Source organism: Streptomyces sp. NPDC050508 (assembly GCF_040655155.1).
Classification (GTDB): Bacteria; Actinomycetota; Actinomycetes; order Streptomycetales; family Streptomycetaceae; genus Streptomyces.
Genome location: NZ_JBFAJJ010000014.1, coordinates 187,420 through 211,092 on the forward strand (window position 1 = coordinate 187,420; position 23,673 = coordinate 211,092).

The window sequence follows — 23,673 nt, forward strand, 5'->3', positions numbered from 1 at the left end:
GAGACGCGAGCGCGCCCCCGAACACCGGCCCGGAACGCAGTACAGGCAAGGGAGTTCATGGCTGGGCCCCCCATTCCTCCGGGCCGCTCGCTCGCTTCTGAAACGGGCTGGAGCGGACCGAGTCAAGGGTGGAGCGCAGCGGAATCGGCGTAGCCGACGCGACCGCAGGGAGCGCCCTTTACTCGGGCCGCGGAAGCCCGACACTGACAAAGAAGCGAGTGGCCCAACGCTCACCTACCAACAGCCGCCCACCGGACCCACGGCCATCCGTATCCCCCGAAACGGATGGACACGGGCCCAGCTGCCACCCAGTCTGGATCGCCGCAGACCTGCCCTGCCGGTGTTCGCTCTCTGGATCCAATCCACACGGATCTGGCGTTCGGTCGCCGCCGACCCGAAGTGAAGTGCCCCTGGACCCTGGACAATCCGGGGCGAATTTTGACACGGTGCGGTGTCATGCCCCTCGACTTCCGCACCTTCTACGCCACCCAGAGCACGTACTCCGACCCCGGCGCTCTCGCCCGCCGCTACGACGGTCTTCCCCGCGACCCCGGCCAACTCGCCCGTATCACCCGCGACTTGATCGTCCACCGCCTGGAAGCCGGCTTCTACGACCACGTCCACCCCACCGACCGCCTGCACAACGACGCCGAGACCCGCTACATCGACGACATCCTCCGCATCCTCGTCGACCGGAACGACGCCCCGCTCACCCGACGACGCGAGGTCGGCGACCGGTTCGTCGGGACCTGCCGGGACTTCTCGCTGCTGCACTGCTCGTTCCTGCGCCACCAGGGCATCCCGGCCCGCACCCGCTCCGGCTTCGCCGACTACTTCAGCGAGAGCGGCTCCGACCGCTTCCACAGCGATCACGTCGTCACCGAGTACTGGCACGACGACCGCGGCTGGCTCCTCGCCGACGCCCAGCTCACCGACCCCGTCATCACGGACCACTGGAACATCGACTTCGACCCGATGGACGTACCCCGCGACCGTTTCCTCGTCGCGGGCGAGGCCTGGCAGGCCATCCGCACGGGCGGCGCCGACCCGACGACCTTCGGACTGCACCCGCCGGAGGACGGCCCGTTCTGGGGCGAGCGGTTCGTCGCCGGCAACATCCGCCTCGACCTCGCCGCCCTCAACAAGGTCGAGACCCTGCTCTGGGACGTCTGGAGCGAGGACGAGGGCAAGCCCGGGGAGCCGTTGCCGGAGGCGTCACGCCTCTTCTACGACCGTGTCGCCCCGGTCGTCAGCGGCGAGGTCTCCTTCGACGCCGTACGGAAGTTGTTCGCCGAGGACGACATCCTCCGCACCCCGCCGACGGTGACCTGCTACGCCCCCTTCAACGGCCCCAGCCAAGTCACCCTGCGCCCCAGCACCGTCTAGGCGACGGTCCGCAGCCCCCGCACCGAAGCCGCCCCCATCCCCCGCACCACCCGATGCGCACAGACCGCCGCCAGCAACTCCCCCAGCAGATCCGGATCGTCTATCTCCAGCCCCAGCAGTGACTCGATCCGCTCCAGCCGCTGGTAGAGCGACTGGCGGCCGATGTGCAGCAGGGCCGCCGTCCGGGTGGGTGAGCAGCCGTGTCGTAGATGCACTTCCAGCGTTCGTACCAGGTCGCTCGGGTGGGCCGCCTCCCAGGACAGGAGGGGGCCCAGCGCGTGTTGGACCAGGCGGGCCAGGCGGTCGCGGTTCGCGTCGACACCGCCCCGCGTCAGCTCCCGTTCCAGTGCCAGTGCCCGCGCCGACGTCACCAACGGGCCCTCCGGTACGGCCGGTTCGGCGGCCGGGACCGTCAGCGCCAGTTCCAATGTCGTACGGGCCGCCCTCAACGTGTCGCTCCAGCGCAGCCAGCCGCTCCCCGCCTCGACCGCGTGCCCGACCGCGACGGTCAGCCCGGGGTCCGCGGCCGTACGGAAGGCCTCCTGGACCGTGCGGATGGGGTCGCCCGAGACGGTGCCGGGGAGCGCGAGCAGGGCCAGGACGTCGCCCGGGAACGCGGCCCGCAGCACGCTCGCCCCGCCCAGCAGCCGTACCGCCCGGTCCACGGCCACCACCTCCCGTGCGCCGTGCACCGAGACCCCGATCAGGCGGGCGCCAGGTCCGGGGTGGAAGCCGGCCAGGGCGGATCGCGCCTCGACCTCCGGCTGGTTCAGCGCGGCGCGGTCGGCGAGGTCGGCGAGGAGGGCTGCCGTGTGGTCGTCGCCCCACGGTCGTACGACGGAACGGCCGGACAGGCCGCGGGCGACGATCGCCCGGTTGGCGGCCTCGGTGATCCGTACGAAGGGGACGACCCGGTGGAGGGCCAGTAGGGGAAGGCCCAGGCGGCGGGCCTCGTCCGTGACCTCCGGGGGCATCGTGGGGAGGGAGCGGCCGATCTCGACCGCCAGGCCGGAGGCGCCCCGGGCGGCCAGTTCGCGGACGTAGCGGCGGCGGATCTCGGCGTCCGTGTCGGTGAGGCCGAATCCGTTGGTGAGGAGGAGTTCGCCGCCGTCGAGGAAGTTCGCGCCCTCGTAGACCTCGCTGGAGTGGACCCAGCGCACGGGGCGGTCGAGGGCTGCCTCGCCGGCCAGGAGCTCGGGCTCGGTGGCGCGGACCGGGTCGAGGGCCAGGACCTCACGGAGGGTGAGTGCGGGCACGGGAACCTCCAGGGGCGCTGACAGTTCGTCCGGGTACGGGTTGCGGGGAGAGTACTTTCCGCACGTTGCCCTCGTGTTTCGCCCACTGGAGAGTGAAGACATGAAGCCTTTGGATCAGGCCCAGGCGAACGCCTGGCTCGGCACCGCCGTCGCGGAGGCCCGCGCCGGGCTCGCCGAGGGCGGCATCCCGATCGGCGCCGCGCTCTACGGCGCCGACGGCACCCTGCTGGGGCGCGGCCACAACCGGCGCGTCCAGGACGGCGACCCCTCGATGCACGCGGAGACGGCCGCATTCCGGGCGGCGGGACGGCAGCGGTCGTATCGAGGGACGACCATGGTCACCACCCTCTCGCCGTGCTGGTACTGCTCCGGTCTGGTGCGGCAGTTCGGTATTTCGCGGGTCGTCGTCGGCGAGGCCGCCACCTTCCACGGCGGGCACGACTGGCTGGCCGAGCACGGTGTGGAGATCGTGCTGCTGGACGACCAGGAGTGCACCTCGCTCATGCGCGACTTCATCAAGAACCATCCGGCACTGTGGAACGAGGACATTGGTGACTGAGCCCCAGACCGAACCCCGCATCCCGACCATCGATCTCGGGCCCTGGATCGACGGGGACGAGCAGACGCGCAAGAAGATCGCCCGTACCGTCGACGACGCCCTCCAGACGGCCGGGTTCCTGCTGGTCACCGGGCACGGGGTCGACCCGGACCTGCGGTCCCGGATCCGGGAGGCCTCGCGTGCCTTCTTCGCGCTTCCCGTCGACGTGAAAGAGCCCTACTCCGCCAAGGTCGGCGGGCGTGGCTGGCTCGGGCCCGGGGCCGAGGCCAACGGGTACTCGGAGGGGACCGAGACCCCGCCCGACCTGAAGGAGTCGCTGACCTTCGCCACGCACCGGCCCTTCGAGGACCCGGCGATCAACGCCGAGTGGTACGCGCCCAATGTGTGGCCGACGGAGATCCCGGGGCTTCAGGCGCTCTGCGAGGAGTACCTCGATCGCATGGGCGAGCTGGAGAAGCAGCTGCTGTCGCTGCTCGGGGTCGCGCTCGGGCTCGAACCCGACTTCTTCTCCCAGCACATGGACCACCCGACGTACGGGTTCAACATCAACTGGTACCCGGGGACGGAGGTCGTCGGGGAGCCGGAGCCGGGGCAGTTCCGGATCGGGCCGCACACCGACTTCGGGACGGTGACGATCCTCGACCGGCAGGCCGGGAAGGGGGGACTTCAGGTGTTCACCGACGAGGGAGGGTGGGAGGACGCGCCGTTCGATCCGGAGGCGTTCACCATCAACATCGGGGATCTGATGGCCCGTTGGACCGGTGACCGGTGGCGGTCCGGGCGGCACCGGGTGCTGCCGCCGCCCGCAGACGCGCCCGCCGAGGAGCTGATGTCGCTGGTCTACTTCGGCGAGTGCACCCCGGGCACACTCGTGGAGTCCCTGCCCGCGCCGGTCGGGCGGGTGGCGTACGAGGCCGTCGACTCGCATGTCTATCTGCGGGAGAAGCTGGACTCGATCACCGTCGACTGAGCCGAAAACCCGGGCACGTTCCGACATTTTCGTAACTCAACGGACACCACCCGACCTGGTCCGAAACAACTCCCCCTGCCTACGACGCGATGCGGCTCGCGCTTCGTGAGGATCGCCTGGCCGAAGGGGAAGCCGCCGGCGAAGGAGTGCCTGCCGCCGGCCTGAGCCGGCGGCAGAACTGCGGCTCCGCTTACGGGCGTTCGCCCGCCTTGTCGACTACGTCTCGGCGCAGGATGGCGGTGTCGGCGGTGACCGCGCCCTTCTTCACGCCCGCGTTGTCCTTGGTGGCCACCTCGCGTTCGCCCAGGAACTCATGGGTCTTCGCGTCGAAGATCCACTCGTCCCGGAGCGGGTTGTCGGGGTCGGTGCGGGCGATGGCAACACCGGGCCGGCCGATGGCGTCCGTCACGTGCGCGACCGTCGTCACGCCGGGAATCCTGGCCACCGCCCGGAACAGTGCCGCGCTCTGCTTCGGCGGCACGATGGAGTCCCGCAGGAGATCGCCGACCAGCACGAACATGGCCTGATTCTTGTCCTGACCGCTGTACTTCGGGGCGGTCGTGGCCAGGTAGTCGTACATCGCGTCGGCGTCGGTGGGCAGTGTCCTCACGTGGTTGTAGAAGGACGAGACGTCCCAGCCGGCCTTGCCCGGCTTCACGTCCGGCGGCACGGAGTGCTCCCCCATGCCCGCCTGCCGCACCAGCCCGGTGTGCAGGCCGTCCACCGACATCCACACCTCCTGGCGGTGCAGCGGCTCGATCGTGGTCTTCGTTCCCTCCCCGGAGCTCGTGTACGACACCTTGCTCTCCACGTAGACGAACTGGTCGTCGCGGACCGTGCCGTAGGACTTCTCGTGCTCGGCCGCGAGCGCGATGTCCTCCAGGAGCGCCGCCGTCGACCTGCTCGGCGGGCGCGCGGGCGTACCCGGGTCGGAGGACGGCAGGACGACGAAGGCGACGGCCGCGGCGGCGGCGACGGCGGTCGCGGCGAGCGCGGGCCGCAGCCACTTGTTCCGCACGGGGGCACCCTCCCCGATGGTTGCGGTCTCGTGCCGGATCTCGGTCATCAGATGCTCCTTGAGGAGTCGGTGACGGCCCGGCGGAAGGTCTCTCTCGGGAAGTTCCGGGAGCTGGTTCATCGCTTGTCCTCCCTCAGGGGCCCGACCGCACTGCCGCGGTCACCTTTCATCTGTCCGTCCCCCAAGGGGAGTTCCGCACTTTTAAGATGTTTCGCGAGCTTTGCGCGCGCCCGCGAGAGGCGCGACCGTACGGTCCCCACGGGCACCCCGAGCGCCTCGGCCGCCGCCCGGTAGTCGAGCCCGGACCACACGCACAGGGCGAGCACCTCGCGCTCGGCGCGGCGGAGCGTGGCCAACGCGGTGCGTACGAGGGCCAGTTCGGCCTTGTCGTCGAGGCGGGCGGCGACCTCGTCGGCGAAGTCGCGCTCGACCTCGTCACGCGGTAACCGGGACACGGCAGCCGCGTGTCTTCGGGCGGCGCGGCGGGTGTTGCGCGTGACGTTGGTGGCGATGCCGAGCAGCCAGGGCCGCAGCGAACCGCCTTCCTCGTCGACCTTGCCGCGCAGGCGCCAGGCGTCCAGGAAGGTCAGCGACACGATGTCCTCGGCCTGCGCCCAGTCTCCCGTGAGCCGGAAGGCGTGGTTGTAGACGGAGCGTGCGTACGCGTCGAAGAGCTCACCGAAGGCGTCGTGGTCCCCCGCGCGGATGCGTTTCCTCAACCTCGGAAACCTCGGATTCGTATCCACACCCTTCTACCTGTCCGGACGACGAAGGCCGGTTCCGGTGACCCATGTCACACGGAACCGGCCTTCGCCGTAAGGGAGTTGCGGCTTCGGGGCGCGGCTTACACGCCCGCGTAGGAGTGCTTGCCGGTGACGAAGATGTTGACGCCGTAGTAGTTGAAGATCCAGCAGCCGAAGGCGATCATGGCCAGGTAGGCGGCCTTGCGGCCCTTCCAGCCGGCCGTGGCGCGGGCGTGCAGGTAGCAGGCGTAGGCGACCCAGGTGATGAACGCCCAGGTCTCCTTCGGGTCCCAGCCCCAGTAGCGGCCCCAGGCCGACTCGGCCCAGATCGAGCCCGCGATGATCGTGAACGTCCACAGCGGGAAGACGGCCGCGTTGACGCGGTAGGAGAACTTGTCGAGGCTCGCCGAGGCGGGCAGCCGCTCCATCACGGAGGTGGCGAAGGCGCCGGGCTTGCCGCCGGTGGCGAGCTTGTTCTCGTACGAGTCCTTGAAGAGGTAGAGCAGCGTGCCTACGGCGCCCACGTAGAAGACCGCGCCGCAGATGATCGCCGTCGAGACGTGGATGTACAGCCAGTACGAGTGGAGGGCGGGAACCAACTGGTCGCTGGCGGTGTACAAGACAGTGACGGCGATACCGAGATCGAGGAGGACCGTCGTGACCAGGAACAGGCCGAGCCAGCGCACGTTCTTCTTGAGCAGCAGCAGCGTGAGGTACACGCCGACGGCGACCGTGGAGAAGGTGATGTTGAACTCGTACATGTTGCCCCAGGGCGCCCGCTCCACCGAGGCCGCACGGGCGATGACGCCGCTCAGCTCCACGAGGAAGGCAAGCACCGTGAGGGACACGGCGATACGGCCGTAGAGGTCGCCCTGTTCGTCCCCGCCGTGCGCGCCGGGACCGTCCGGCACGTCGCGCGAACCGGACGCGGCCCGTACGACGACCTTCGGCCGCTCCAGCACGGTGGTGCCGCCCGCGTTCTGCACGGTGACGGCGGGGGCGTCCGCCTTCTTCGCGGCGGCACCGGTCAGCGCGGCGGCCGTACGGCCGATCTTGCTGCGGCTGCCGAAGGTCCATTCGGCGATGTACGCGAAGAAGGCCAGGGTGTAGACGGCCATCGAGGAGTAGATCAGCGTGTTGCTGAGGTTGGCCAGGTGCTCGTTGGTGGCAGCGGCCAGATTGGTCACGGAGGCGATGTCGGTTGCGGCGGCGAGAGTCATTTCTCAGCCCCTTCGGCGGGTACGGGCGGTTCGACGCCGGAGTCGGAGTCGTGGGTGTCGGCGTCGGAGTCGGGGGTCTTCGGGTCGTCGTCGGTCTTCGTCGAGCCGGTGCCGGGCGTGGGCGAGCGGGTCTCGGACGTGGTCGAGCCGGTGTCGGGCTTGGGCGAGCGCCCGTCGGACTTCGTCGGGGCCTCGTCGGACTTCGCCGAGTCCTGGTCGGACTTCGCCGAGGCGGTGCCGGGCGTGGGCGAGCCGGTGTCGGACTTCGTCGAGCCCCCGTCCGTCTTCGTCGGGGCCCGGTCGTGCACGAGTGCGGCCAGGTCGCCGAGTTCCTCGGGGAGTTTCGCGGACTCGCTGCGGCCGAGCCCGGCCATTTCGACGACCGTCACCCCGTCGGCGCCGCGCGTGGCCCGCACCCAGACGCGGCGGCGCTGGATGAACAGGGAGCCGGCCAGGCCGAAGATCGCGGTGAGGGCGCCGGCCAGCGCCCAGGTGGTGCCGGGCTGCTGGACGACCTGGAAGCCCGCCCACTCCTTGATCTGCTTGTCGAAGGTGATCGACCCGGCGCCGTTGGGCAGTTTCATGGTCTCGCCGGGCAGCAGCTGGGCCTTGAGGATGTTGCCCTTGGCGTCCTTGAACTGCTTCAGGTTCTTGGTGACCAGCTGGTACACGTTCTGCGGGATGCCCGAGTTGACGCCCAGATCACCGTGGTAGCCGGTCACGTTGAGCACCGGGTAGTCGAGGCCGGGGTACTGGGAGAACATCGTGCCGCTGCCCTTGGCGTACGTCGGCACGAACAGGGCCGCGAAGCCGAGCTGTTCGGACACGCCCTGGGCGTTCTTGTAGCCGTCGAGGACCTTGATCGCGCCCTGCGAGGTCACGTTGGAGTCGATCGGCAGCAGCGGCACGGCCTGGTGGTAGACCACGTTGCCCTTGCCGTCCCGGACGGTGACGACCGGGGCGTAGCCGTGGCTGACGAGGTAGACCTTCGAGTCGCCGATCTCCAGCGGCTCGTTGACCTTGATGGTGTGCTTCTCCGCCTTGCCGTAGGCGCCGACGCTGTAGGTGATGTCGGCCTGGTAAGTGCGGGGGGTCCCGCGGGTGGGGCCGGTGCGCTCGTAGGTGCCGGTGAAGCTCTTCAGGTTGAAGCTGAAGGGCACCAGGTCGTCGTCGCTGAAGAGGTTGCCGGACTTGAAGTCGTCGTACTGGGTGAGGGTGTTGGAGAAGCCGTCGCCCTCGACGATCAGCTTGTCGCCCTCGGACTTGAAGAGCTGGCCCCAGGCGAAGGCGATCAGCATCACGATCAGCGCGAGGTGGAAGAGCAGGTTGCCGGTCTCGCGCAGATAGCCCTTCTCGGCGGCGACGGCGTCACCGTCGACGTGCGCACGGAAGCGCCGCTTCTTCAGCACGGCCAGCGCGGTCTCGCGGACCTGCTCGGGCTCGGCGGCGGTGCGCCAAGTGGCGTACGCGGGAAGGCGGTCGAGCCGCTTGGGCGCGCCCGGCGGCCGGCCGCGGAGCTGGCCGACGAACTGCCAGGTGCGCGGGATGATGCAGCCGATGAGGGAGACGAACAGCAGGACGTAGATCGCGCCGAACCAGGCCGAGCCGTAGACATGGAAGAGGCCGAGCTTCTGGTAGATCGGCGCGAGCGTCTTGTGCGCGTCCTGGAACTCGGAGACCTTCAGCGCGTCGGTGCCGGACTGCGGGATCAGCGAGCCGGGGACCGCGCCGAGCGACAGCAGGAACAGCAGCATCAGCGCGACCCGCATCGAGGTCAGCTGGCGCCAGAACCAGCGCGCCCAGCCGAGCACTTCGCGACCGGTCCAGGCGAGCCAGCCGGTGAGGCCGGGCCTGCGGTTGCCGCCGAAGGAGCCGGGCATGGCGGTCTCGACGGGGGCCGTGGAGAGCTGGGAGCCGGCGGCGCCGAGGTCCTGGTCCTCACCTGCCGGGTTCTCGGGCGCTTCCGTGGTCGTCTTGCTCATCGATCAGATCCCTACAGTGAAGCCGTCGGACCAGCCCTGCATGTCCTGCACCAGCGCGTCCCAGGCGCCGGTGAGCAGCAGCACGCCGGTCACGATCATCATGGTGCCGCCGACGCGCATCACCCAGACATAGTGGCGCTTGACCCAGCCGAAGGCACCGAGGGCCTTGCGGAACGCGACCGCGGTGAGGACGAAGGGGACACCCAGGCCGAGACAGTACGCGACGGTCAGTATGGCGCCGCGACCGGCACTCGACTGCTGCGAGGAGAGCGCGATCACGGAGGCGAGCGTGGGGCCGATACAGGGCGTCCAGCCGATCCCGAACAGCGCGCCGAGCACGGGGGCTCCGATGAGTCCGGTGGCCGGTCGCTTGTGGAAGCGGAACTCACGCTGGGTCAGCCAGGGCATCAGCCCCATGAAGAAGATGCCCAAGGCGATCATGAACACGCCGAGGATCTTGGACATGACCCCCTGCTGCTCCTGCAGCGTCTGCCCGAAGTAGCCGAACAGCGCCCCGCCGGAGACGAACACGACGGTGAAGCCGAGGACGAAGAGGGAGGCACCCGCGACCATCCGTCCGCGCCGGGCGTCGCCCAGGTCGGTGCCGCTGACTCCGGTGACGTAGGAGAGGTAGCCGGGGACGAGCGGCAGGACGCACGGCGAGAAGAAGGAGACGAGTCCGCCGAGCACCGCGATCGGCAGCGCGAGCAGCAGGGCCCCGCTGTAGACCGTGTGGTTCAGGCCTGTTGATGCCGCGAGCAGCACGTCAGCTCACTTCTCCGCGATGACCGGGTCGAGCATCTCGCGGAGCTTGTCCTCGCTGAGTGCCTGGAGTGCGCGTGCCGCGATCTTCCCGTCCCGGTCGATGACGATCGTGGACGGGATGGCCTGCGGGTTGAGGGTGCCCTTCTTGAACCGGAGCATCAGCTTGCCCGTCGGGTCGTACAGGCTGGGGTACGGGACGGCGTACTTCTTCTCGAACGCTACGGCCGGTTCGGTGCTGGTGTCACGGGTGTTGAGGCCGACGAACTGGACGTCCTTGTCCGCGGTGGCCTTGGCGACCTGGACCAGGTTGTCCGCCTCGGCGCGGCACGGGGAGCACCAGGAGCCCCACACGTTGACGACGAGGATCTTGCCCTTGTAGTCGGCGGTGTCGAGCGTCTTGCCGTCGATGGTCTTGCCGGACAGGTCGGGGGCGGCCTGGCGGTCGCCCTTCTTGACGGTCGCGATGCCGTCGGAGCCGGTGATGAAGTTGGTGTTGCCCGAGCCTCCGGAGGTACCTCCGGAGCTGCACGCGGAAAGCACCAACGCGGCGACGGCGACACCGGCGGTCGACAGGGCGGCGCGGCTACGGGCGCGACTGGCGGCACTCATGTGAAAAGTTTCGCATGCCCGTTCTGGGGATCTTGCGCGCCCCCCTCAAGGGCGCCCAGCGGGCGGAAACCCGCATTTCAGGCGGCGTCTCAGCCGGCGGTCGAGGAGGCGCTGGAGGAACTGCTGGGGCTCGCGGCCAGGAAGGACTTCCAGCCGCCGGCCGGTGCCTGGCCGACATCCAGCGTCCGCAGCTTCGCGAGCACCTCGGGCTTCTGCACGTCGATCCAGTCGGTGAACTGCTTGAAGGAGACGAGCCGTACGTCCTCGCCCTTCTCCTTCAACTGGGCTATGTGCTTGAAGGCCTGCTCGACGGCGTCCATGTAGATGCCGCCGTTCCAGTGCTCGAAGTGGTTGCCGATGAAGAAGGGGGCGCGGTTGGACTCGTACGCCCGCTGGAAGCCGGAGATGTAGGCCTGCGCGGCCTGGGTACGCCAGCCGGGGTAGTTGTAGGCGGGCGCGTTGGTGGTGTTGACCGACTGGTTGGCCAGCATGTTGTAGTCCATCGAGAGGACTTCGAAGCTGTGCCCGGGGAAGGGGACCGCCTGGAGCGGGTAGTCCCACACCCCGTTCCGCTTCACGGGCCAGACCTGACGGCCGCCGGGCGAGGAGGCGTCGTAGCGCCAGCCGAGCGAGCGGGCGGTGGGCAGCAGGTTGTCCTGGCCGAGCAGGCAGGGCGTACGGCCGCCGACGAGTTCCTTCTCGTAGTCGAAGGGCAGGGACGGCAGGTTCGTCCAGCCGGTGTTGGTGCGCCACTCCTTCACGAAGGACTTGGCCTGGTCGATCTCGCTGCGCCACTGCTGGGGCGTCCAGTTGGCGACGGTGCCGTAGCCGGAGCAGAAGTGGCCGTTGAAGTGGGTGCCGATCTCGTGGCCCTCCAGCCACGCGCGCCGGACGTTGGTCAGCGTGGCCTTGACGTGTTCGTCGGTGAGGTAGCCGATGTCGGAGGCGCCGCGCGCGTTGTTCGGCGGGTTGTACTGGCGCTTCTTCGACTCGGGCAGGAGATAGAGCCCGGAGAGGAAGAAGGTCATGCTCGCGCCGTGCTGCTTGGCGAGGTCGAGGAAGCGCGGGAACAGTCCGTTGCCGACCTCGCCCGCGCCGTCCCAGGAGAAGATCACGAACTGCGGCGGGGTCTGCCCGGCCTCCAGCGGCACGGGCTTCGCGGGCTGCCCCGGCTGCTTGCCGGTGAAGGACGTGGAGCCGTCACCGATGGGCTTGGCCCGGGGCTCCAGGGACTTGGTGGGACCACCGGAGGAGCCGTTCCCGGAACCGCCGGAGGAGCCGGACCCGCCCGAGCCGAGCGTCCCGCACCCCGCGAGTCCTACGGCCGCCGCGGCGCCCGCACCGACTCCGAGCGCTCCCCGTCGAGTGAGACTCCGCATTGCTTCCCCATCCGTCGCATCCTCTGTGGTCTACCTGTGAGAGGACGCGACGGGCGGGAAAGTTCGCCGGGAACCATCCGGGTTCCGAAACAAATGTCACAGAGCTGTCTCGACGTTTGGCCCGGACGAGTGATCGGACCGTGATACTCAGGCGCCGAACGCCTTGTCCTTCCCCTTCACGGGCTTCGCGCCGGCGAGGAGATGGGCCGGGACGAGATCACGGGCCGGCTCGGTGTAGCCGACGGACACGATCTTGTCGCCCCGGTAGGTGAAGGTCGTCAGGGACGCGAGCGTGCACTGCCGCTTCCGCGGGTCGTGCCACAACCGCCGCCGCTCGACGTACGAACGCACGATCCAGATCGGCAGCTGATGACTGACCAGCACCGCCTCGTGTCCGCGGGCGGCGTCCTTGGCGGCGTCCAGCGCCCCCATCATCCGCACCACCTGGTCGACGTAGGGCTCACCCCAGGACGGCTTGAACGGATTGACCAGATACTGCCAATTCCCCGGCTTCTTCAACGCCCCGTCGCCGACCCCGAAGGTCTTGCCCTGGAAGACGTTGTCGGCCTCGATGAGCCGCCCGTCGGTCGCGAGGTCGAGCCCGTGCGCCTTGGCGATCGGCGTGGCGGTCTCCTGCGCGCGCTCCAGCGGGGAGGCGACGACGTGCGTGACATCGCGGGCGGAGAGGTGCTCGGCGACCCGGTCGGCCATCTGCCGCCCCAGTTCGGAGAGGTGGTAGCCGGGCAGGCGCCCGTACAACACCCCGTCGGGGTTGGCGACTTCACCGTGCCGCATCACGTGCACGACGGTGATGTCACTGGTGGCGCTGCTGCTCATCGGGTGGCCTCCGCCGCCGCTCGGGCCGCCGCCGGGAGGGCGTCGGCGATCCGCTGGATGGCCCGTTCGTCGTGGGCCGTGGAAACGAACCAGGACTCGAAGGACGAGGGCGGCAGATAGATCCCGCTCGCCAGCATCGAGTGGAAGAAGGCGGTGAAGCGGTACGACTCCTGCGCCTTGGCGTCCTCGTAGTTGCGCACGCTGCGGTCCGTGAAGAACACGGAGAACATGTTGGAGGCGTTCTGCAGCCGGTGCGCGACACCTTCCTTGCTGAGCGCCTCGGTGACGAGCGACTGGATCTGCGCCGATACGGCGTCGATCGTGTCGTAGGCCGCGTCGTCGAGGAGTCGCAGCTGGGCGAGGCCGGCGGCGGTGGCGACGGGGTTACCGGAGAGGGTGCCGGCCTGGTAGACGGGCCCGGCGGGAGCGAGGTACCCCATGATGTCGGCGCGCCCGCCGAACGCGGCGGCGGGGAAGCCGCCACCCATGACCTTCCCGAAGGTCATGAGATCGGGCACAACGCCATCCATCCCGAACCACCCGGCCCGGCTGGTCCGGAAGCCGGTCATGACCTCGTCGGAGATGAAGAGGGCACCGTTCTTCGAGCAGGCGTCCTTGAGCCCCTGGTTGAACCCGGCGGCAGGCGGCACGACGCCCATGTTCCCGGGAGAAGCCTCCGTAATAACGCAAGCGATCTCACCGGGATGCCGATGGAAGGCCTCGTTCACGGCTTCGAGGTCGTTGTACGGCAGGACGATCGTGTCGCCGGCCTGGGCGCCGGTGACGCCGGGGGTGTCGGGCAGCGCGAAGGTGGCGACGCCACTGCCTGCGGCAGCAAGAAGGGCATCGACGTGACCGTGGTAACACCCGGCGAACTTGATCACCTTGGGCCGCCCGGTGAACCCACGAGCGAGCCGGATGGCGGACATGGTTGCCTCGGTACCGCTGCTGACGAGCCGCACCTGCTGCACGGGCTCGACCCGGGCGACGATCTCCTCGGCGAGCGCGACCTCGCCCTCACCGGGAGTGCCGAAGGAGGTCCCGCGCGAGACGGCGTCCCGCACGGCGGCGATCACGTCGGGCTGGGAGTGCCCGAGGATCATCGGCCCCCAGGAGCACACGAGGTCGACGTACTCGCGCCCGTCGGCGTCGGTCAGGTACGGACCGTCGCCGGAGACCATGAACCGGGGCGTGCCGCCCACGGCACGGAAGGCGCGCACCGGGGAGTTCACGCCGCCCGGCGTGACGACCGACGCACGGTCGAAAAGAGCCTGCGAGACGGGCGCTTCGTATGGATAGGGCAGTGCGCTTGGCGACGCACTTGCCAGTTCGCTTGGCGTTTCGCTTGGCGTTTCGCTCATGACCTGCGACTTCTCCGACTTCTCGGACTCCGGCTACTCAGTGACCTCCTCAGGGTAGGCCAGGGTCACGGACGAGCCCCGGGCCCGTTCCCGGCGGGACAACCAGTCGCCGGGCCCCCGTCATCTGCGAGACTGGAACCTGATACACACAGACACACACAGCTCATGCGGGCGCCGGTGTTCAGGGCTTGCGCAGATCCTGCGGACAGGTGTTTCAGCGCACGTTTCGGCGGGCGGCCGTGGGGGAGGTCACTGACACGATGATCGGGTTGCGCGGCGAGGGTCACGCGTCCTGGAAAAGCAGTCGGGTGGAGATATGCATCGCGGTGGCGGACTGGGCGAGGGGACTGACGACCTGGGTCCTCGGCGTGCCCAACGGGGGAAGCACCGGCGCGACGCGGAGGAGGCCGCCGAGGCACGGCACGGCGGGCAGGGGCAGAATGCGGGTTCGGGCTCGGGTTCGGGCGCAGGTTCGGGTTCCGGTGAGTCGGAACGCGACGAGCGACGTATCGAACGTCGGATCGATCAGCTGAGGGCGGGGAGCAGGAATGGTGGTCGGGTGGGGGTGACCTACAAATACTTCGGCGCGCCCGACGGCGCGACCGCGGCCCGCGTCCCGATCTCGATGCGCCCCGAGGAACTCGGCGGCGACGAGCTCGGGATGAACGGCATGTTCACCAAGATCAAGCCGGAGACGATGGCCGCGATGGTCCTCACCGGCATCGAGGGTGTCCCCCTCAACAAGGTGCCCCCACTGGAACTGGTCGTCCTCCACCCCGACTACGCCGTCGTCAAACTCCCCATGACGGTCGTCGACCCCCTGCGCGGCATAGGCGAGGAAGCGGTGGGCGCGGCAGCGTTCATCTGGTCGACGGTCCCGGACCGGGGCGGGCCTCGGGACGCGTTCAATGTGTACCAACTGCTGCACGAGTGGCAGGACTTCAGCCACCGGTTGCATGAGGCGGGGCATCAGCCTTATTGCCTTGTTTGGCCTTGAGCTGGGGGTTCGTGGGTGATGGGCGGGGTCTTCGGGCCTCGCCTTTTTCATGTGCCCGGCGGGGGCGTCAGGCGGCCAGGGCACATTGAGGGCACATGAGTTTCGCTGGGGGCGCTGGTGTGCCCTGGTCGGCGGGCAGGTCGTCGCCGTTGTCTTCCGCCTCGGCTTCCGTTTCCGTGAAGGCGTCGTCGATCGCCTTGCGGGTGCGGGTCTCGCTGGACGGCAGCAGGTGCGTGTACGTCCGCAGCGTGAAGCCTGGGTGCCTGGAGCGCCCGGCGCACCGTGCAGCGCCCCACTGCTCCGCCCCACATGACCCCATCAGCTTTGTCTCCGGAGTCCTTGAAGGAGTAGTGCGCTGACTACGCCGACGCGGACAACCGGGGAGCGAGAAGTTCCAGCGCTTCCTCCCAGCGGTAACGGTCGGCCCCGCCGCCTGCTTTGGGCTTGTGCGGGTCGTACGAGCCGATCAGAACGCCCATCCCGCGTAGCCGTTCCAGGCTCTGCTGGTACGCGGGGTGGGCGGCCTGGGCCGAGTTCAGGTACGGCAGCACGGCGAGCGGTACGCCCATGGCGGATGCTTCGCACAGGATGCCCAGTGCGAGGTTGTCGGAGATTCCGGCGGCCCATTTGTTAATGGTGTTGAAGGTGGCCGGGGCGACCGCGATCGCGTCCGCAGGCCGAACTGGGCGCGGTTGGCCCGGGGATCGCCAGGCCGAGCGGACAGGGGGGCCGGTCTGCGCCTCGACCGCTTCCACGTCGAGGAAGCCGAGCCCTTGCGGGGTGGCCACGACGCCGACGTCCCAGTGCCGCTCGTGCGCTGCGGTGATCAGCTTGTCGACATCGGCGGCGACACCAGCCGCGCAGACCACGATCTGGAGGAAAGGGTTGCCAGTCTGTACGTCCATCAGGCTCTCTCCATAGAGGTTGCATATCCGGGCTCGGAGAGGCGCGCGAGGCTTCCCCGGATCACACTGTCGCTCGCGCGCAGAGCCGCCGTCAGCTCTCCTTGCAGCCCGTCCGGGATGATCCCTGCGCCCAGGGCACAGACACGCACCAGTGCATGGCAGTCCTGTATTTGCCGGTCCGTGGCGATCATGGTGAACAGAGGGTGCGCCAGGTTCTCGCGGGCTGCGTAACCGTCTTGGGCGTCCGTCATCCTGCGGTGAAGGGCGTCGACGATGCGGTGAGCGGCGGGTGCCTCGGCGGAACCGATTGCATCGAGGACGGTAAGTCCGAGCCGGGTGTCGAAGACGGTCATCCCAGGTTCGCTCTGCCGCTCGGAGTAGGTCGTCAGCAGGCGCGTCAGGTGGCCGTCGAACGGTTGCCCGGTGTCGCGGTGGCACAGGACGGAAAGGCTTGTGGTGACGGCTTGCTCCCATGGATCGCCGGGCACCGTGGCGGTGAGGAGATCAGTGGCTCGCGCCGTGTCACCCTCAACGAGGGCGGCCAGTACGGCGACTTGGCGCCCGTCGAGCATCCGCTTGCCCACGCCACGGTGAGCTTCGATGTGTGTCAGGGCCTCGGCCCAACGTCCCTCGGTGGTGAGGGTCCGCGTGCCGTCGGCGAGGAGCACGCGCCACAGCCACGCCCGGACTTCCTGGCGGTCCTCGTCGGTCGCAGTGAGGTCCGCCGGTACCGCGACGCCCTCGAACCGAGCCGCTGCGCCTGCCTCGACGGCTGCGTACAGGTCGAGCAGTCGTTGACGTCCGTCGTCGCCGTGGCCGGCGCGGATCTGGAGGCGGGCGAGGTTGACGACCGGTTCCAGTCCCCGGATCGCGCTCATGCCGGGCAGTGGGTAGGCGTCGAGGTAGGCGGCGGCGTGCTGGTGGCACATCTTGCGTGCGAGGTCGGGGAGGCCGAGGTCGGAGGCGATGAGCGCGGCCTGGTTGTAGACGGCTGATGCGAGGCCCTGGTCGGTCTTGTTCGCTGCGGTGTCGGCCAGGTCGGTGAGCGCGCGTACACGCTGAGGCAGAGGCAGGCAGGCGGGCCGGAATCGGGCGACGAGCGGGAAGCGCTGGGCTATGGGTCCGTGCGGGTCCATCGACTCCCCCGGGAGTGAGTGAGAACTGGTGAGGAGACGGTGGCCGCCAGCCGTACGCCGGCGGCCACCTTCCGCTACGTGCTGGGCATCACTGCCAGTCGACGACGATGCGGTTCAGCGGGGTGTCGAGAGAGAAGAGGCCGGGGCGCTGCTCGATGGCGGAGGCGTCAAGGGGCTGGATCTCGAACTTGGCCTCGCGGCTGCGGTATTCACGGTCCCAGGCGCGGATGGCGTCGGCGACCTTCGCGGCCAGCTCGTCGCTGCCGGGGCCGTGGCCGATGACCCCGAACTCCCAGAGCTTGCCGCCCTCAGGGGTCTTCTCCTTCGACGGGCGCCGCGCCAGGTAAGTGACGGCGCCCTTGTCGACGACGGCGGTGGAGGAGGGGTAGGGGTCCTCAGTGAGCAGGGCGCCCTTGGCGCTCTGGGGGAACAGCATTCGGATCAGGCCGGAGGGGAGGGAACAGGTGACGAACAGTTCCATCCACTCCGGCGACTCCATGGCCTGGACCGTCATGCCGGTCCATTCCTCGGTACGCGGCTGGTCGAGGACACCGGCAAGGGCGTCAGCGTCGACGTGCTGGCTGGCGGGGGCCTGAAGCCGTACGGTGCCGTCGGTGCTGAGGGGGATGGTTCGGCGGTCGTCGTCGGCGATGCCCCGCCTGAGCGGCATGAAGGTGTTCATCTCGCTGCCCAGGGAGACCCATCGGCCGTCGCGCTGCTCGTAGGCGATGGAGCGGGAGACCGTGCCCTTGAGTCGCTGGGGGACGAGGAGCCGTCCGCCGGGGGCGAGTTGCTGCAGCCAGGCGTGCGGTACTCCGTGTGCGCCGACGGTGGCGATGATCCGGTCGTACGGTGCTCCCTCGGCGTAGCCGAGTGCTCCGTCGCGGGTCACAGCCTCGACGTTGGTGATCCCGGCGGCGGCGAGGTGCGCGCGGGCGCCTTCCACGAGGTCGTCGTCTACGTCGAGGGTGGTCACGTGTCCGCTCTCGCCGACCAGGTGGGCGAGCAGTCCGGCGTTGTAGCCGGTGCCGGCGCCGAGTTCGAGGACGCGCTCGCCGGGCTGGACGTCGAGTTGGTCCAGCATGAGGGCGACGACGCCCGGCTGGGAGGCGCAGGAGATCGATGTGCCGTCGGTGTCGTACTTGATGTGCACCGGTGCGTTGGCATAGGCGTCTTCGAGTGATGCGTCGGGCACGAACACGTGACGGGGCACGGTCCGCAACGCGGTCTCGACGGCGGGCGTGCGGGCGTGACCGTCCGCGCGAAGCTGGTCGACCAGAGCGTTGCGGAGGCGCTCGGCATTCGCCGCGGGGGTGGCGATCGTGTCGGTGTTCACCGCGCTGACGCTATCGACGCCGGCGTTTGCCGCGTCGGTCGACGCGGTGTTGTCACTCGTTCCCATGACTACCTCTCGTGCGATGTTGGACAGTGCGCTCTGGTCGTCCCGGGGGAGACCGGCGCGGTTGGCGTGGAAGATCACGTGGTGGGCGATGACGGCTCGCAGGCCGCGGGTGAGTCCGGTATGCGCGGCGAGGGAAGCGAGTGCGGCGCCCGACCTCTCGAAGGCGGAGACCCAGTCGTCGTGCCCTGCGAGTGGGCCGGTGGGGCGGCACAGTCCGCGGGCTTCGGCGGTCATCAACGTCCGCATCGTGGGCACCAGTTCGGCGACCCGCCAGATGGGCGGAGGAGTGGTGGCCGGCCGGAGAGCGGCGACCTTCGCCCACACATCACCCTGCTCGAACCAGTCCAGACCGGCCGCCCGCATCATCGCGCTCACCAGCAGCACGGTGGTCTCCCTACGCCCCAGGTGCTCCGGGCCGGGCTGGTAGGTGAGCAGATGGCGGCTGTCTTGGTGGAACAGATCGTGGGCGATGTCCATGGCCTCGGGCCCGCCGAAGGCGTCGGTCTCGGGTTCGTAGACGGAGGGCAGCCACGACACGACCGTGCCGTCGTCGATGAGCTCACTCAGCAGCGCTCCGACGATGGGTGAGGGCTCATCAGCGACGTATCGCAGCGGCCAGGGCTGCTTGTTCATGAACCACCAGCCGGTGAGATGGCCGTCCGCTTCAGCCGCAAGCAGCACGGGGGCGAAGCGCTCGGCGATGGCTCGCTGGGCGCCCTCGCGGTCGGCGAAGGTGATGTTGTGTTGCTGCCAGCGGTCGGCGCGGTCCGGGGGCATGCGGAGGTCCTTCGGTCGATGCGGTCAGGCGATGAGCAGGCAGGCGTCCCAGGCGGATTGGGGCGGTGTGGCGGTGCTGGGCGCGAGGACGGCCAGGGCGATACCGGCGGCGCCGTCGAGGAAACCGGGGCCCCGCTCCTCGTCCCGTATGAGCGTCGAGGCGGCGTGTGCGGGGTCGGTTCCCGGTGGGTGAACTACGGCCAGGAGCGCGGGGATTGCAGCGCGGAGCCGTCCGACGGTCGAGGGGTGGGCGTCGTCGGCCGCGCGGGCGGCGACGTGGGCGAGACCGGCGAAACCGTGGCACAGGCCGTTGTCCGTCGTGGCTTTCAACTGGTCGGGATCGGTGAGGGCGGCCACGAGCGCGTTCTCTGCTTCGACTTGGCGGCCGACGTCACCGAGGGCGAGCGCGGCGAGTTGCTGGGCGCGGGCGAGACCGGCGGTGCCGTAGCACCATGACGGCCGCCGGGGTACGGACGGACCAAGTCGGCCTGCGTTCAGATCACTTCGGGTGATCCAGTACGGCCACGTCGACCCTCGGCCGGTGTTCTCTCGCCAGCGGTCCAGCCAGGCCAGGATCCGTCCCAGTGCTTCGGTGTGGCCGTTGACGAGGGTGCCTTGCCGGGCGGCGAGCGCCAGCAGCGCGAGCACGCCGCCGATGCCGTGTGCCATGCCGTTGTTGGCGTGCCCGCCGGGGAAACGGTCGTCCGGGCGGCCCGAAGGTCCCGTGGCCGTCCACCAGCCAGGGAGCAACTCGCCGTTGTGGGTGAGCGGTTGGGTGAGGCGCACGCAGTAGTCGAGTACGGCGCGGAGAACGGTGGCGTCTGGGTTGCGGCGCAGTAGGTAGGCGCCGTAGCCGGCCAGGCCACGGATGGTGTCGAACTCGGCGCGTGCCGGGAGGAGTTCTGCCTCGATGCGGCGGTGTGCGGCGTCGAGGCGAAGGTTCACATCGGTCGTCATCTGGTGGTCGAGAGTGTCGAGGGCGCGCTGATAGGCACCGGGCAGGTGATCGGCGGCGCGGGCCAGGGCGTGGGCGAAGGCGGGTGCGCCGTAGAAGGGGTGGCTGTCGGGGCCGCTGGTGAGCGGTTCGCGGGAGGCGGCGGCGAGCCAGCCGTGGGCGCGCTGCCACGGTCCCAGTCCGGTTGCGGCCCGCTCGATGTGCAGGAGGGCGATGCCGGGAAGGCCATGGGCGAGGTGCTGCCGATGGGCGATCGCTGGCGCAAGGTGTGCTGTGTGGGGGTCTGCGAGTTGGTCGGCGACGGCTGCTGCCAGGTCGAGCGCGGTGTGGGTGGTCACGATGTCCTCCCGGTGGCGCGTGCTGTCCAGGCCAGGGCAGCGGCGCGGGCGAGGTAGAGGCAGACCGCTTCTTCGGGGAAGTTCACCGCGATGTGCCGTACGAAGTGGACGTGCAGCAGGGAGGTCAGGACGTCGTCGATGGCGATGCCTTTGGTGTCCGGGCCGGGCAGGTGTGTCCGGTAGGCGGCGAGCGCTGCGTTGCGGTCGGCCCACGCCGACACGATGGCTGTTCCTCCGGGGGTTGCGCGCAGGGCCGCCCAGTCGTCGCGAGGGTCGGCGAGACGTACCGCGTCGGTGAACTGCGGTCGGGGTACAGGCGAGGGGGCTCTGGGCGGGATGTGGTCGATCAACCAGCGCATCCCGGCTTGAGTGCTGCCGAGGAACGCGGAAGCGATGGCGACGGAGTGGGCGGCCACCAGCGTGCGCTCGTGTGGCCGCCGTGGCTGGGAGAGCTGGGCCATGACTGCGCGCGAGTCCGCCCGGAAGACTTCCTCAGCCGCGTCCCACGCGGCACCGGAGCCCCAACGACCCATCTCCCGATAGGAGGTTGAGTAGCGCAGGTCGGCCAGCAGACCGATGCCGCGTAGCTCGTCGGCCCATGCGCTCACCGTCCGAGCCGTCTCGGCGAATGCCTCCGGAGCAGGGAGCTCGATGCGCAGGCGCAAGTGCTGTTCGGGATCCCGGAAGCGGATGAACCACCATGGTGGGGCGCCGAGTCGTTCGAGGAGTTCGGGCAAGTGGCGGGAGAGCAGGGTGTCTTGGCGGCGGGGGTCTCCGTACAGGGTGGCCAAGAGTACCGACGAGGCGGCCGGTGTCTGGATTTGGGCCGGTGAGAGGGCGCGGGCCTGGGTGGGAGCGGGCAAGGGTGGCCACGCCGTAGGCCGGGTCGCCTTGAGAGGCACCACCACCTCGTGAGCACGGCCATCGCACCAGCCATATGCATTGGGTTCCGGGGCTTCGACGAGCACCGCCAGGTGCGTACGGTCGAGATGCTGGCGCAGCAACGTCCGGTGGCCGGCCTGGTTGAGGTCGAGGAACAGCAGCCGGTCGTCCTCAACGAGGAAGACCCGCCGGGGGAGCCGCCGTTGGGCCCGCCAGTCGGTGAGCGCGGTGTCCCACTCGGCCCGAGGGCGTGTACGGCTGGGCAGTTCGGGTGCTTCCAGGCGCCACCGGGCCGGGGCCAGCACCGTGCGCCCGTACCGCAGACGCGGAAGAAACGGCATCGCCGCTGCAACACCCCAGTCGAACACGGTGACCTGCGCGCACTGGGCGCGGGACAGCTCGGTGAGGAGCCGCGCCAAGGGCGGAGTGTGCGTGCGCAGGTTCAGCGCGTGCATCCCGACGGCCTCGATGCGCTGGCCGCGCTCGGGTGCGGCGAGGTACATACGGCGGCCGTCGCACGCCACGGCCAGGTCTTCGAGGTTGAGGATTTCGTCGCCGGGCGCTCGGTGTTCTTGGAGGCTGATAACGGTGGGCAGGATCTGCGGGGCGCGGGTGACGTGGGCGCTCTCGGGGAGCAGCGGTGGGAAGGAGAGCTGTGCGGGCACGGTGTTGCCGTCCGCAGCTGGGAGATCAGCGAGCTCCGCGGCCAGGGCCTGACGGTCGCCGGGGGCCAGCACGCTGAGGAACCGGCCTGTAGAGACGCCTACTCCGCGTGACACGCTCACGACCTCCAGCCGGAACCGCCCGCGCTGCAACTCACGAAGGCTGGTTGCGTGTACCCGCACCCCGATCTCCAAGTGCGGTGGCAGCCGCGGCTCGTCGGGACCCGTGTCCAGGGCCGTAACTAGTTCGTCGGTGAGGAGCACCTCGTCGCAGCCGTCGAGCGCGGCGGCCTGCGCGAGCCGTACGAGAGCGTCATCCCGGGCGGAGATGCGAGGCCGGCGCGCGCCGGCCGGAGTGCCCGGGTAGCCGTCGGGATAGCTAGTGCCGCTGTCCGCCACGGCCTCCGCGAGCGGCACCATCGTGCCGATGCCGTACCGCTCGTAGAAACGCTGGTGGTACTCGTTCCACGCGGCGGTCCCGTACGGGCGGGTGCTCACCCGGGTCAGGATGAGGGCGGCGCGCTCGACCTCTCGGGCTACGGCGTGCGGCAGAACGATCTGCGAGTCCAGGCGCAGGTCGAGCGCAACGGGGTGGCGACGCAGTCCGGGCACGAGTTCCCGCATCTGATCCGCGACGCTGTCCCGGCCGCCCCGCGTGGCGCACTCCTCCAGACCTTCGCGAACAGCGCGCAGCTCGCGCACTGTCTCCGCGACCGAGGCCAGGGTTCCGGCGTCGATCGCGTCGAGCTGGTCAAGCAGGTACCCGAGTACGTCGGTCTCGGTGCTCGGTGCGTGAAGACTCGTGATCAGCACCCGCCGCCGGATCAACTCCCCCAGCAGAGCACGCGACTTCACGTGCCCGGCCTCTGGGAAATCCGCCCGGAACTTGTCCAGGAGCGCGCCGAAGCGGATCGGCGCCCGCGTCGCGGCAAGGACCGCGCGCACAGGGGCGGTCAGGGCCACGGACGCCTCGACCGCGCGAGTACGGTCACCCTGGACATCGGGCTGGAACGGCACGACGAGCCGGTCTCCTCGGCTCGTCACGGTGTTGTTGAGGACGACAGGCAGCCGTTCAAGCAAGTCCGGGCACGACTCCAACTGCTCGATCAGGGCGTACAGCCACTCAGCCCCCGCGCGGCCAACGGCCACGTGCTTCACTCCCCAACCTGCTCGCGCTTGCGGACCGAACTGCGCGGTGGCCACGCCGGCGAACAAGCCGAAGGGTGTTGCCCGATGCTCGGACCGCAGCAGGTAGCGGGCCACGGACAGCGCCGTACGCCGCACGTCGCGCGTAGACGGCTTCCCGGACGTGCACACGCCCCGTACCTGTGCGGCCAGGACTGGGCTGGCGTGTCGCAGGGCTTCAACGACGTCGTCGTCCGACCAGACCGCGCGCAGCCACGCGATACCGGCGGCCGACCCGTTGGACGAGCGATCGTCGAGGTCAGGCAACGGAGGGCACGGCAGCGTCGGCCGGGCAACGGCTCGTACGAGAGCGGTCGTGCCGGTTCGGAACGCTGAGGGCGGAGCAGCC

At 69.5% G+C, this 23,673-nt stretch carries 19 protein-coding genes and 1 pseudogene; 4 read left to right on the forward strand and 16 right to left on the reverse strand.

Annotated elements, in window-relative coordinates:
* Positions 1-456 precede the first annotated feature (456 nt).
* On the forward strand, positions 457-1,386 hold the full coding sequence (locus AB0I69_RS34420; protein ID WP_363099643.1) for a transglutaminase-like domain-containing protein: 930 nt from the start codon (positions 457-459) through the stop codon (positions 1,384-1,386).
* Here AB0I69_RS34420 and AB0I69_RS34425 read toward each other — a convergent pair.
* On the reverse strand, positions 1,383-2,642 hold the full coding sequence (locus AB0I69_RS34425; RefSeq protein WP_363099644.1) for a PucR family transcriptional regulator: 1,260 nt from the start codon (positions 2,640-2,642) through the stop codon (positions 1,383-1,385). The genes AB0I69_RS34420 and AB0I69_RS34425 overlap by 4 nt on opposite strands.
* Positions 2,643-2,742: 100 nt before the next feature.
* On the opposite strand from AB0I69_RS34425, the gene AB0I69_RS34430 reads away from it, so the two are divergent.
* Together AB0I69_RS34430 and AB0I69_RS34435 are read left to right on the forward strand one after the other, a co-directional pair.
* Positions 2,743-3,201, forward strand: coding sequence for a nucleoside deaminase (locus AB0I69_RS34430; protein ID WP_363099645.1), 459 nt, complete (start codon positions 2,743-2,745; stop codon positions 3,199-3,201).
* On the forward strand, positions 3,194-4,171 hold the full coding sequence (locus AB0I69_RS34435) for a 2-oxoglutarate and iron-dependent oxygenase domain-containing protein (protein ID WP_363099646.1): 978 nt from the start codon (positions 3,194-3,196) through the stop codon (positions 4,169-4,171). The genes AB0I69_RS34430 and AB0I69_RS34435 overlap by 8 nt, the downstream gene beginning before the upstream one ends.
* Positions 4,172-4,361: 190 nt before the next feature.
* On the opposite strand, the gene AB0I69_RS34440 is transcribed toward AB0I69_RS34435, so the two are convergent.
* From AB0I69_RS34440 to hemL, 9 genes are all read right to left on the reverse strand, one after another.
* Positions 4,362-5,309, reverse strand: coding sequence for a CU044_5270 family protein (locus tag AB0I69_RS34440; protein WP_363099647.1), 948 nt, complete (start codon positions 5,307-5,309; stop codon positions 4,362-4,364).
* Positions 5,306-5,908, reverse strand: coding sequence for an RNA polymerase sigma factor (locus tag AB0I69_RS34445; protein ID WP_363099648.1), 603 nt, complete (start codon positions 5,906-5,908; stop codon positions 5,306-5,308). The genes AB0I69_RS34440 and AB0I69_RS34445 overlap by 4 nt, the downstream gene beginning before the upstream one ends.
* 125 nt (positions 5,909-6,033) lie before the next feature.
* On the reverse strand, positions 6,034-7,152 hold the full coding sequence (gene ccsB / locus AB0I69_RS34450) for a c-type cytochrome biogenesis protein CcsB (protein WP_363099649.1): 1,119 nt from the start codon (positions 7,150-7,152) through the stop codon (positions 6,034-6,036).
* Positions 7,149-9,134, reverse strand: a complete 1,986-nt coding sequence (locus tag AB0I69_RS34455; RefSeq protein WP_363099650.1) for a cytochrome c biogenesis protein ResB — start codon at positions 9,132-9,134, stop codon at positions 7,149-7,151. Before AB0I69_RS34455 ends, ccsB begins: the two co-directional genes overlap by 4 nt.
* Before the next feature lie 3 nt (positions 9,135-9,137).
* A complete protein-coding gene (locus AB0I69_RS34460) occupies positions 9,138-9,899 on the reverse strand; it encodes a cytochrome c biogenesis protein CcdA (protein ID WP_363099651.1) in 762 nt (253 codons plus the stop codon).
* A 6-nt stretch (positions 9,900-9,905) separates the two neighbouring features.
* A complete protein-coding gene (locus AB0I69_RS34465) occupies positions 9,906-10,508 on the reverse strand; it encodes a TlpA disulfide reductase family protein (RefSeq protein WP_363099652.1) in 603 nt (200 codons plus the stop codon).
* 89 nt (positions 10,509-10,597) lie between these two features.
* Positions 10,598-11,887 (reverse strand): hypothetical protein, encoded by a 1,290-nt coding sequence (locus AB0I69_RS34470; protein ID WP_363099653.1) that lies wholly within the window; start codon positions 11,885-11,887, stop codon positions 10,598-10,600.
* Between the two features lie 147 nt (positions 11,888-12,034).
* Positions 12,035-12,724 (reverse strand): histidine phosphatase family protein, encoded by a 690-nt coding sequence (locus AB0I69_RS34475; protein ID WP_363099654.1) that lies wholly within the window; start codon positions 12,722-12,724, stop codon positions 12,035-12,037.
* On the reverse strand, positions 12,721-14,085 hold the full coding sequence (gene hemL / locus AB0I69_RS34480; protein ID WP_363099655.1) for a glutamate-1-semialdehyde 2,1-aminomutase: 1,365 nt from the start codon (positions 14,083-14,085) through the stop codon (positions 12,721-12,723). The genes AB0I69_RS34475 and hemL overlap by 4 nt, the downstream gene beginning before the upstream one ends.
* Before the next feature lie 316 nt (positions 14,086-14,401).
* On the opposite strand from hemL, the gene AB0I69_RS34485 reads away from it, so the two are divergent.
* On the forward strand, positions 14,402-15,082 hold the full coding sequence (locus AB0I69_RS34485) for a hypothetical protein (protein ID WP_363099656.1): 681 nt from the start codon (positions 14,402-14,404) through the stop codon (positions 15,080-15,082).
* Positions 15,083-15,149: 67 nt separating this feature from the next.
* Here the strand turns inward: AB0I69_RS34485 and AB0I69_RS34490 are convergent.
* The 6 genes and pseudogenes from AB0I69_RS34490 to AB0I69_RS34515 form a co-directional block, all read right to left on the reverse strand.
* Positions 15,150-15,341 (reverse strand): annotated as a pseudogene (locus AB0I69_RS34490) (site-specific integrase); the annotation flags it as partial.
* A 100-nt stretch (positions 15,342-15,441) separates the two neighbouring features.
* Entirely contained in the window at positions 15,442-15,987 is a 546-nt protein-coding gene (locus AB0I69_RS34495; protein WP_363099657.1) for a flavoprotein, read from the reverse strand.
* Positions 15,987-17,123: a hypothetical protein gene (locus tag AB0I69_RS34500; RefSeq protein WP_363099658.1), complete on the reverse strand. Its 1,137-nt coding sequence runs from the start codon at positions 17,121-17,123 to the stop codon at positions 15,987-15,989. Before AB0I69_RS34500 ends, AB0I69_RS34495 begins: the two co-directional genes overlap by 1 nt.
* Before the next feature lie 88 nt (positions 17,124-17,211).
* A complete protein-coding gene (fxlM, locus tag AB0I69_RS34505) occupies positions 17,212-19,302 on the reverse strand; it encodes a methyltransferase, FxLD system (protein WP_363099659.1) in 2,091 nt (696 codons plus the stop codon).
* Between the two features lie 24 nt (positions 19,303-19,326).
* On the reverse strand, positions 19,327-20,595 hold the full coding sequence (locus tag AB0I69_RS34510) for a lanthionine synthetase C family protein (RefSeq protein WP_363099660.1): 1,269 nt from the start codon (positions 20,593-20,595) through the stop codon (positions 19,327-19,329).
* A complete protein-coding gene (locus tag AB0I69_RS34515) occupies positions 20,592-23,546 on the reverse strand; it encodes a lantibiotic dehydratase (RefSeq protein ID WP_363099724.1) in 2,955 nt (984 codons plus the stop codon). Before AB0I69_RS34515 ends, AB0I69_RS34510 begins: the two co-directional genes overlap by 4 nt.
* Between the last annotated feature and the right edge of the window lie 127 nt (positions 23,547-23,673).

Bases quoted from the DNA above. Each gene is read 5' to 3' on its own strand.
- AB0I69_RS34430 (WP_363099645.1), top strand. From the start codon at position 2,743: ATGAAGCCTTTGGATCAGGCCCAGGCGAACGCCTGGCTCGGCACCGCC.
- AB0I69_RS34440 (WP_363099647.1), bottom strand. From the start codon at position 5,309: ATGAACCAGCTCCCGGAACTTCCCGAGAGAGACCTTCCGCCGGGCCGT.
- AB0I69_RS34475 (WP_363099654.1), bottom strand. From the start codon at position 12,724: ATGAGCAGCAGCGCCACCAGTGACATCACCGTCGTGCACGTGATGCGG.
- fxlM (WP_363099659.1), bottom strand. From the start codon at position 19,302: ATGCCCCCGGACCGCGCCGACCGCTGGCAGCAACACAACATCACCTTC.
- AB0I69_RS34420 (WP_363099643.1), top strand. From the start codon at position 457: ATGCCCCTCGACTTCCGCACCTTCTACGCCACCCAGAGCACGTACTCC.
- ccsB (WP_363099649.1), bottom strand. From the start codon at position 7,152: ATGACTCTCGCCGCCGCAACCGACATCGCCTCCGTGACCAATCTGGCC.
- hemL (WP_363099655.1), bottom strand. From the start codon at position 14,085: ATGAGCGAAACGCCAAGCGAAACGCCAAGCGAACTGGCAAGTGCGTCG.
- AB0I69_RS34500 (WP_363099658.1), bottom strand. From the start codon at position 17,123: ATGGACCCGCACGGACCCATAGCCCAGCGCTTCCCGCTCGTCGCCCGA.
- AB0I69_RS34455 (WP_363099650.1), bottom strand. From the start codon at position 9,134: ATGAGCAAGACGACCACGGAAGCGCCCGAGAACCCGGCAGGTGAGGAC.
- AB0I69_RS34495 (WP_363099657.1), bottom strand. From the start codon at position 15,987: ATGGACGTACAGACTGGCAACCCTTTCCTCCAGATCGTGGTCTGCGCG.
- AB0I69_RS34465 (WP_363099652.1), bottom strand. From the start codon at position 10,508: ATGAGTGCCGCCAGTCGCGCCCGTAGCCGCGCCGCCCTGTCGACCGCC.
- AB0I69_RS34485 (WP_363099656.1), top strand. From the start codon at position 14,402: ATGCATCGCGGTGGCGGACTGGGCGAGGGGACTGACGACCTGGGTCCT.
- AB0I69_RS34470 (WP_363099653.1), bottom strand. From the start codon at position 11,887: ATGCGGAGTCTCACTCGACGGGGAGCGCTCGGAGTCGGTGCGGGCGCC.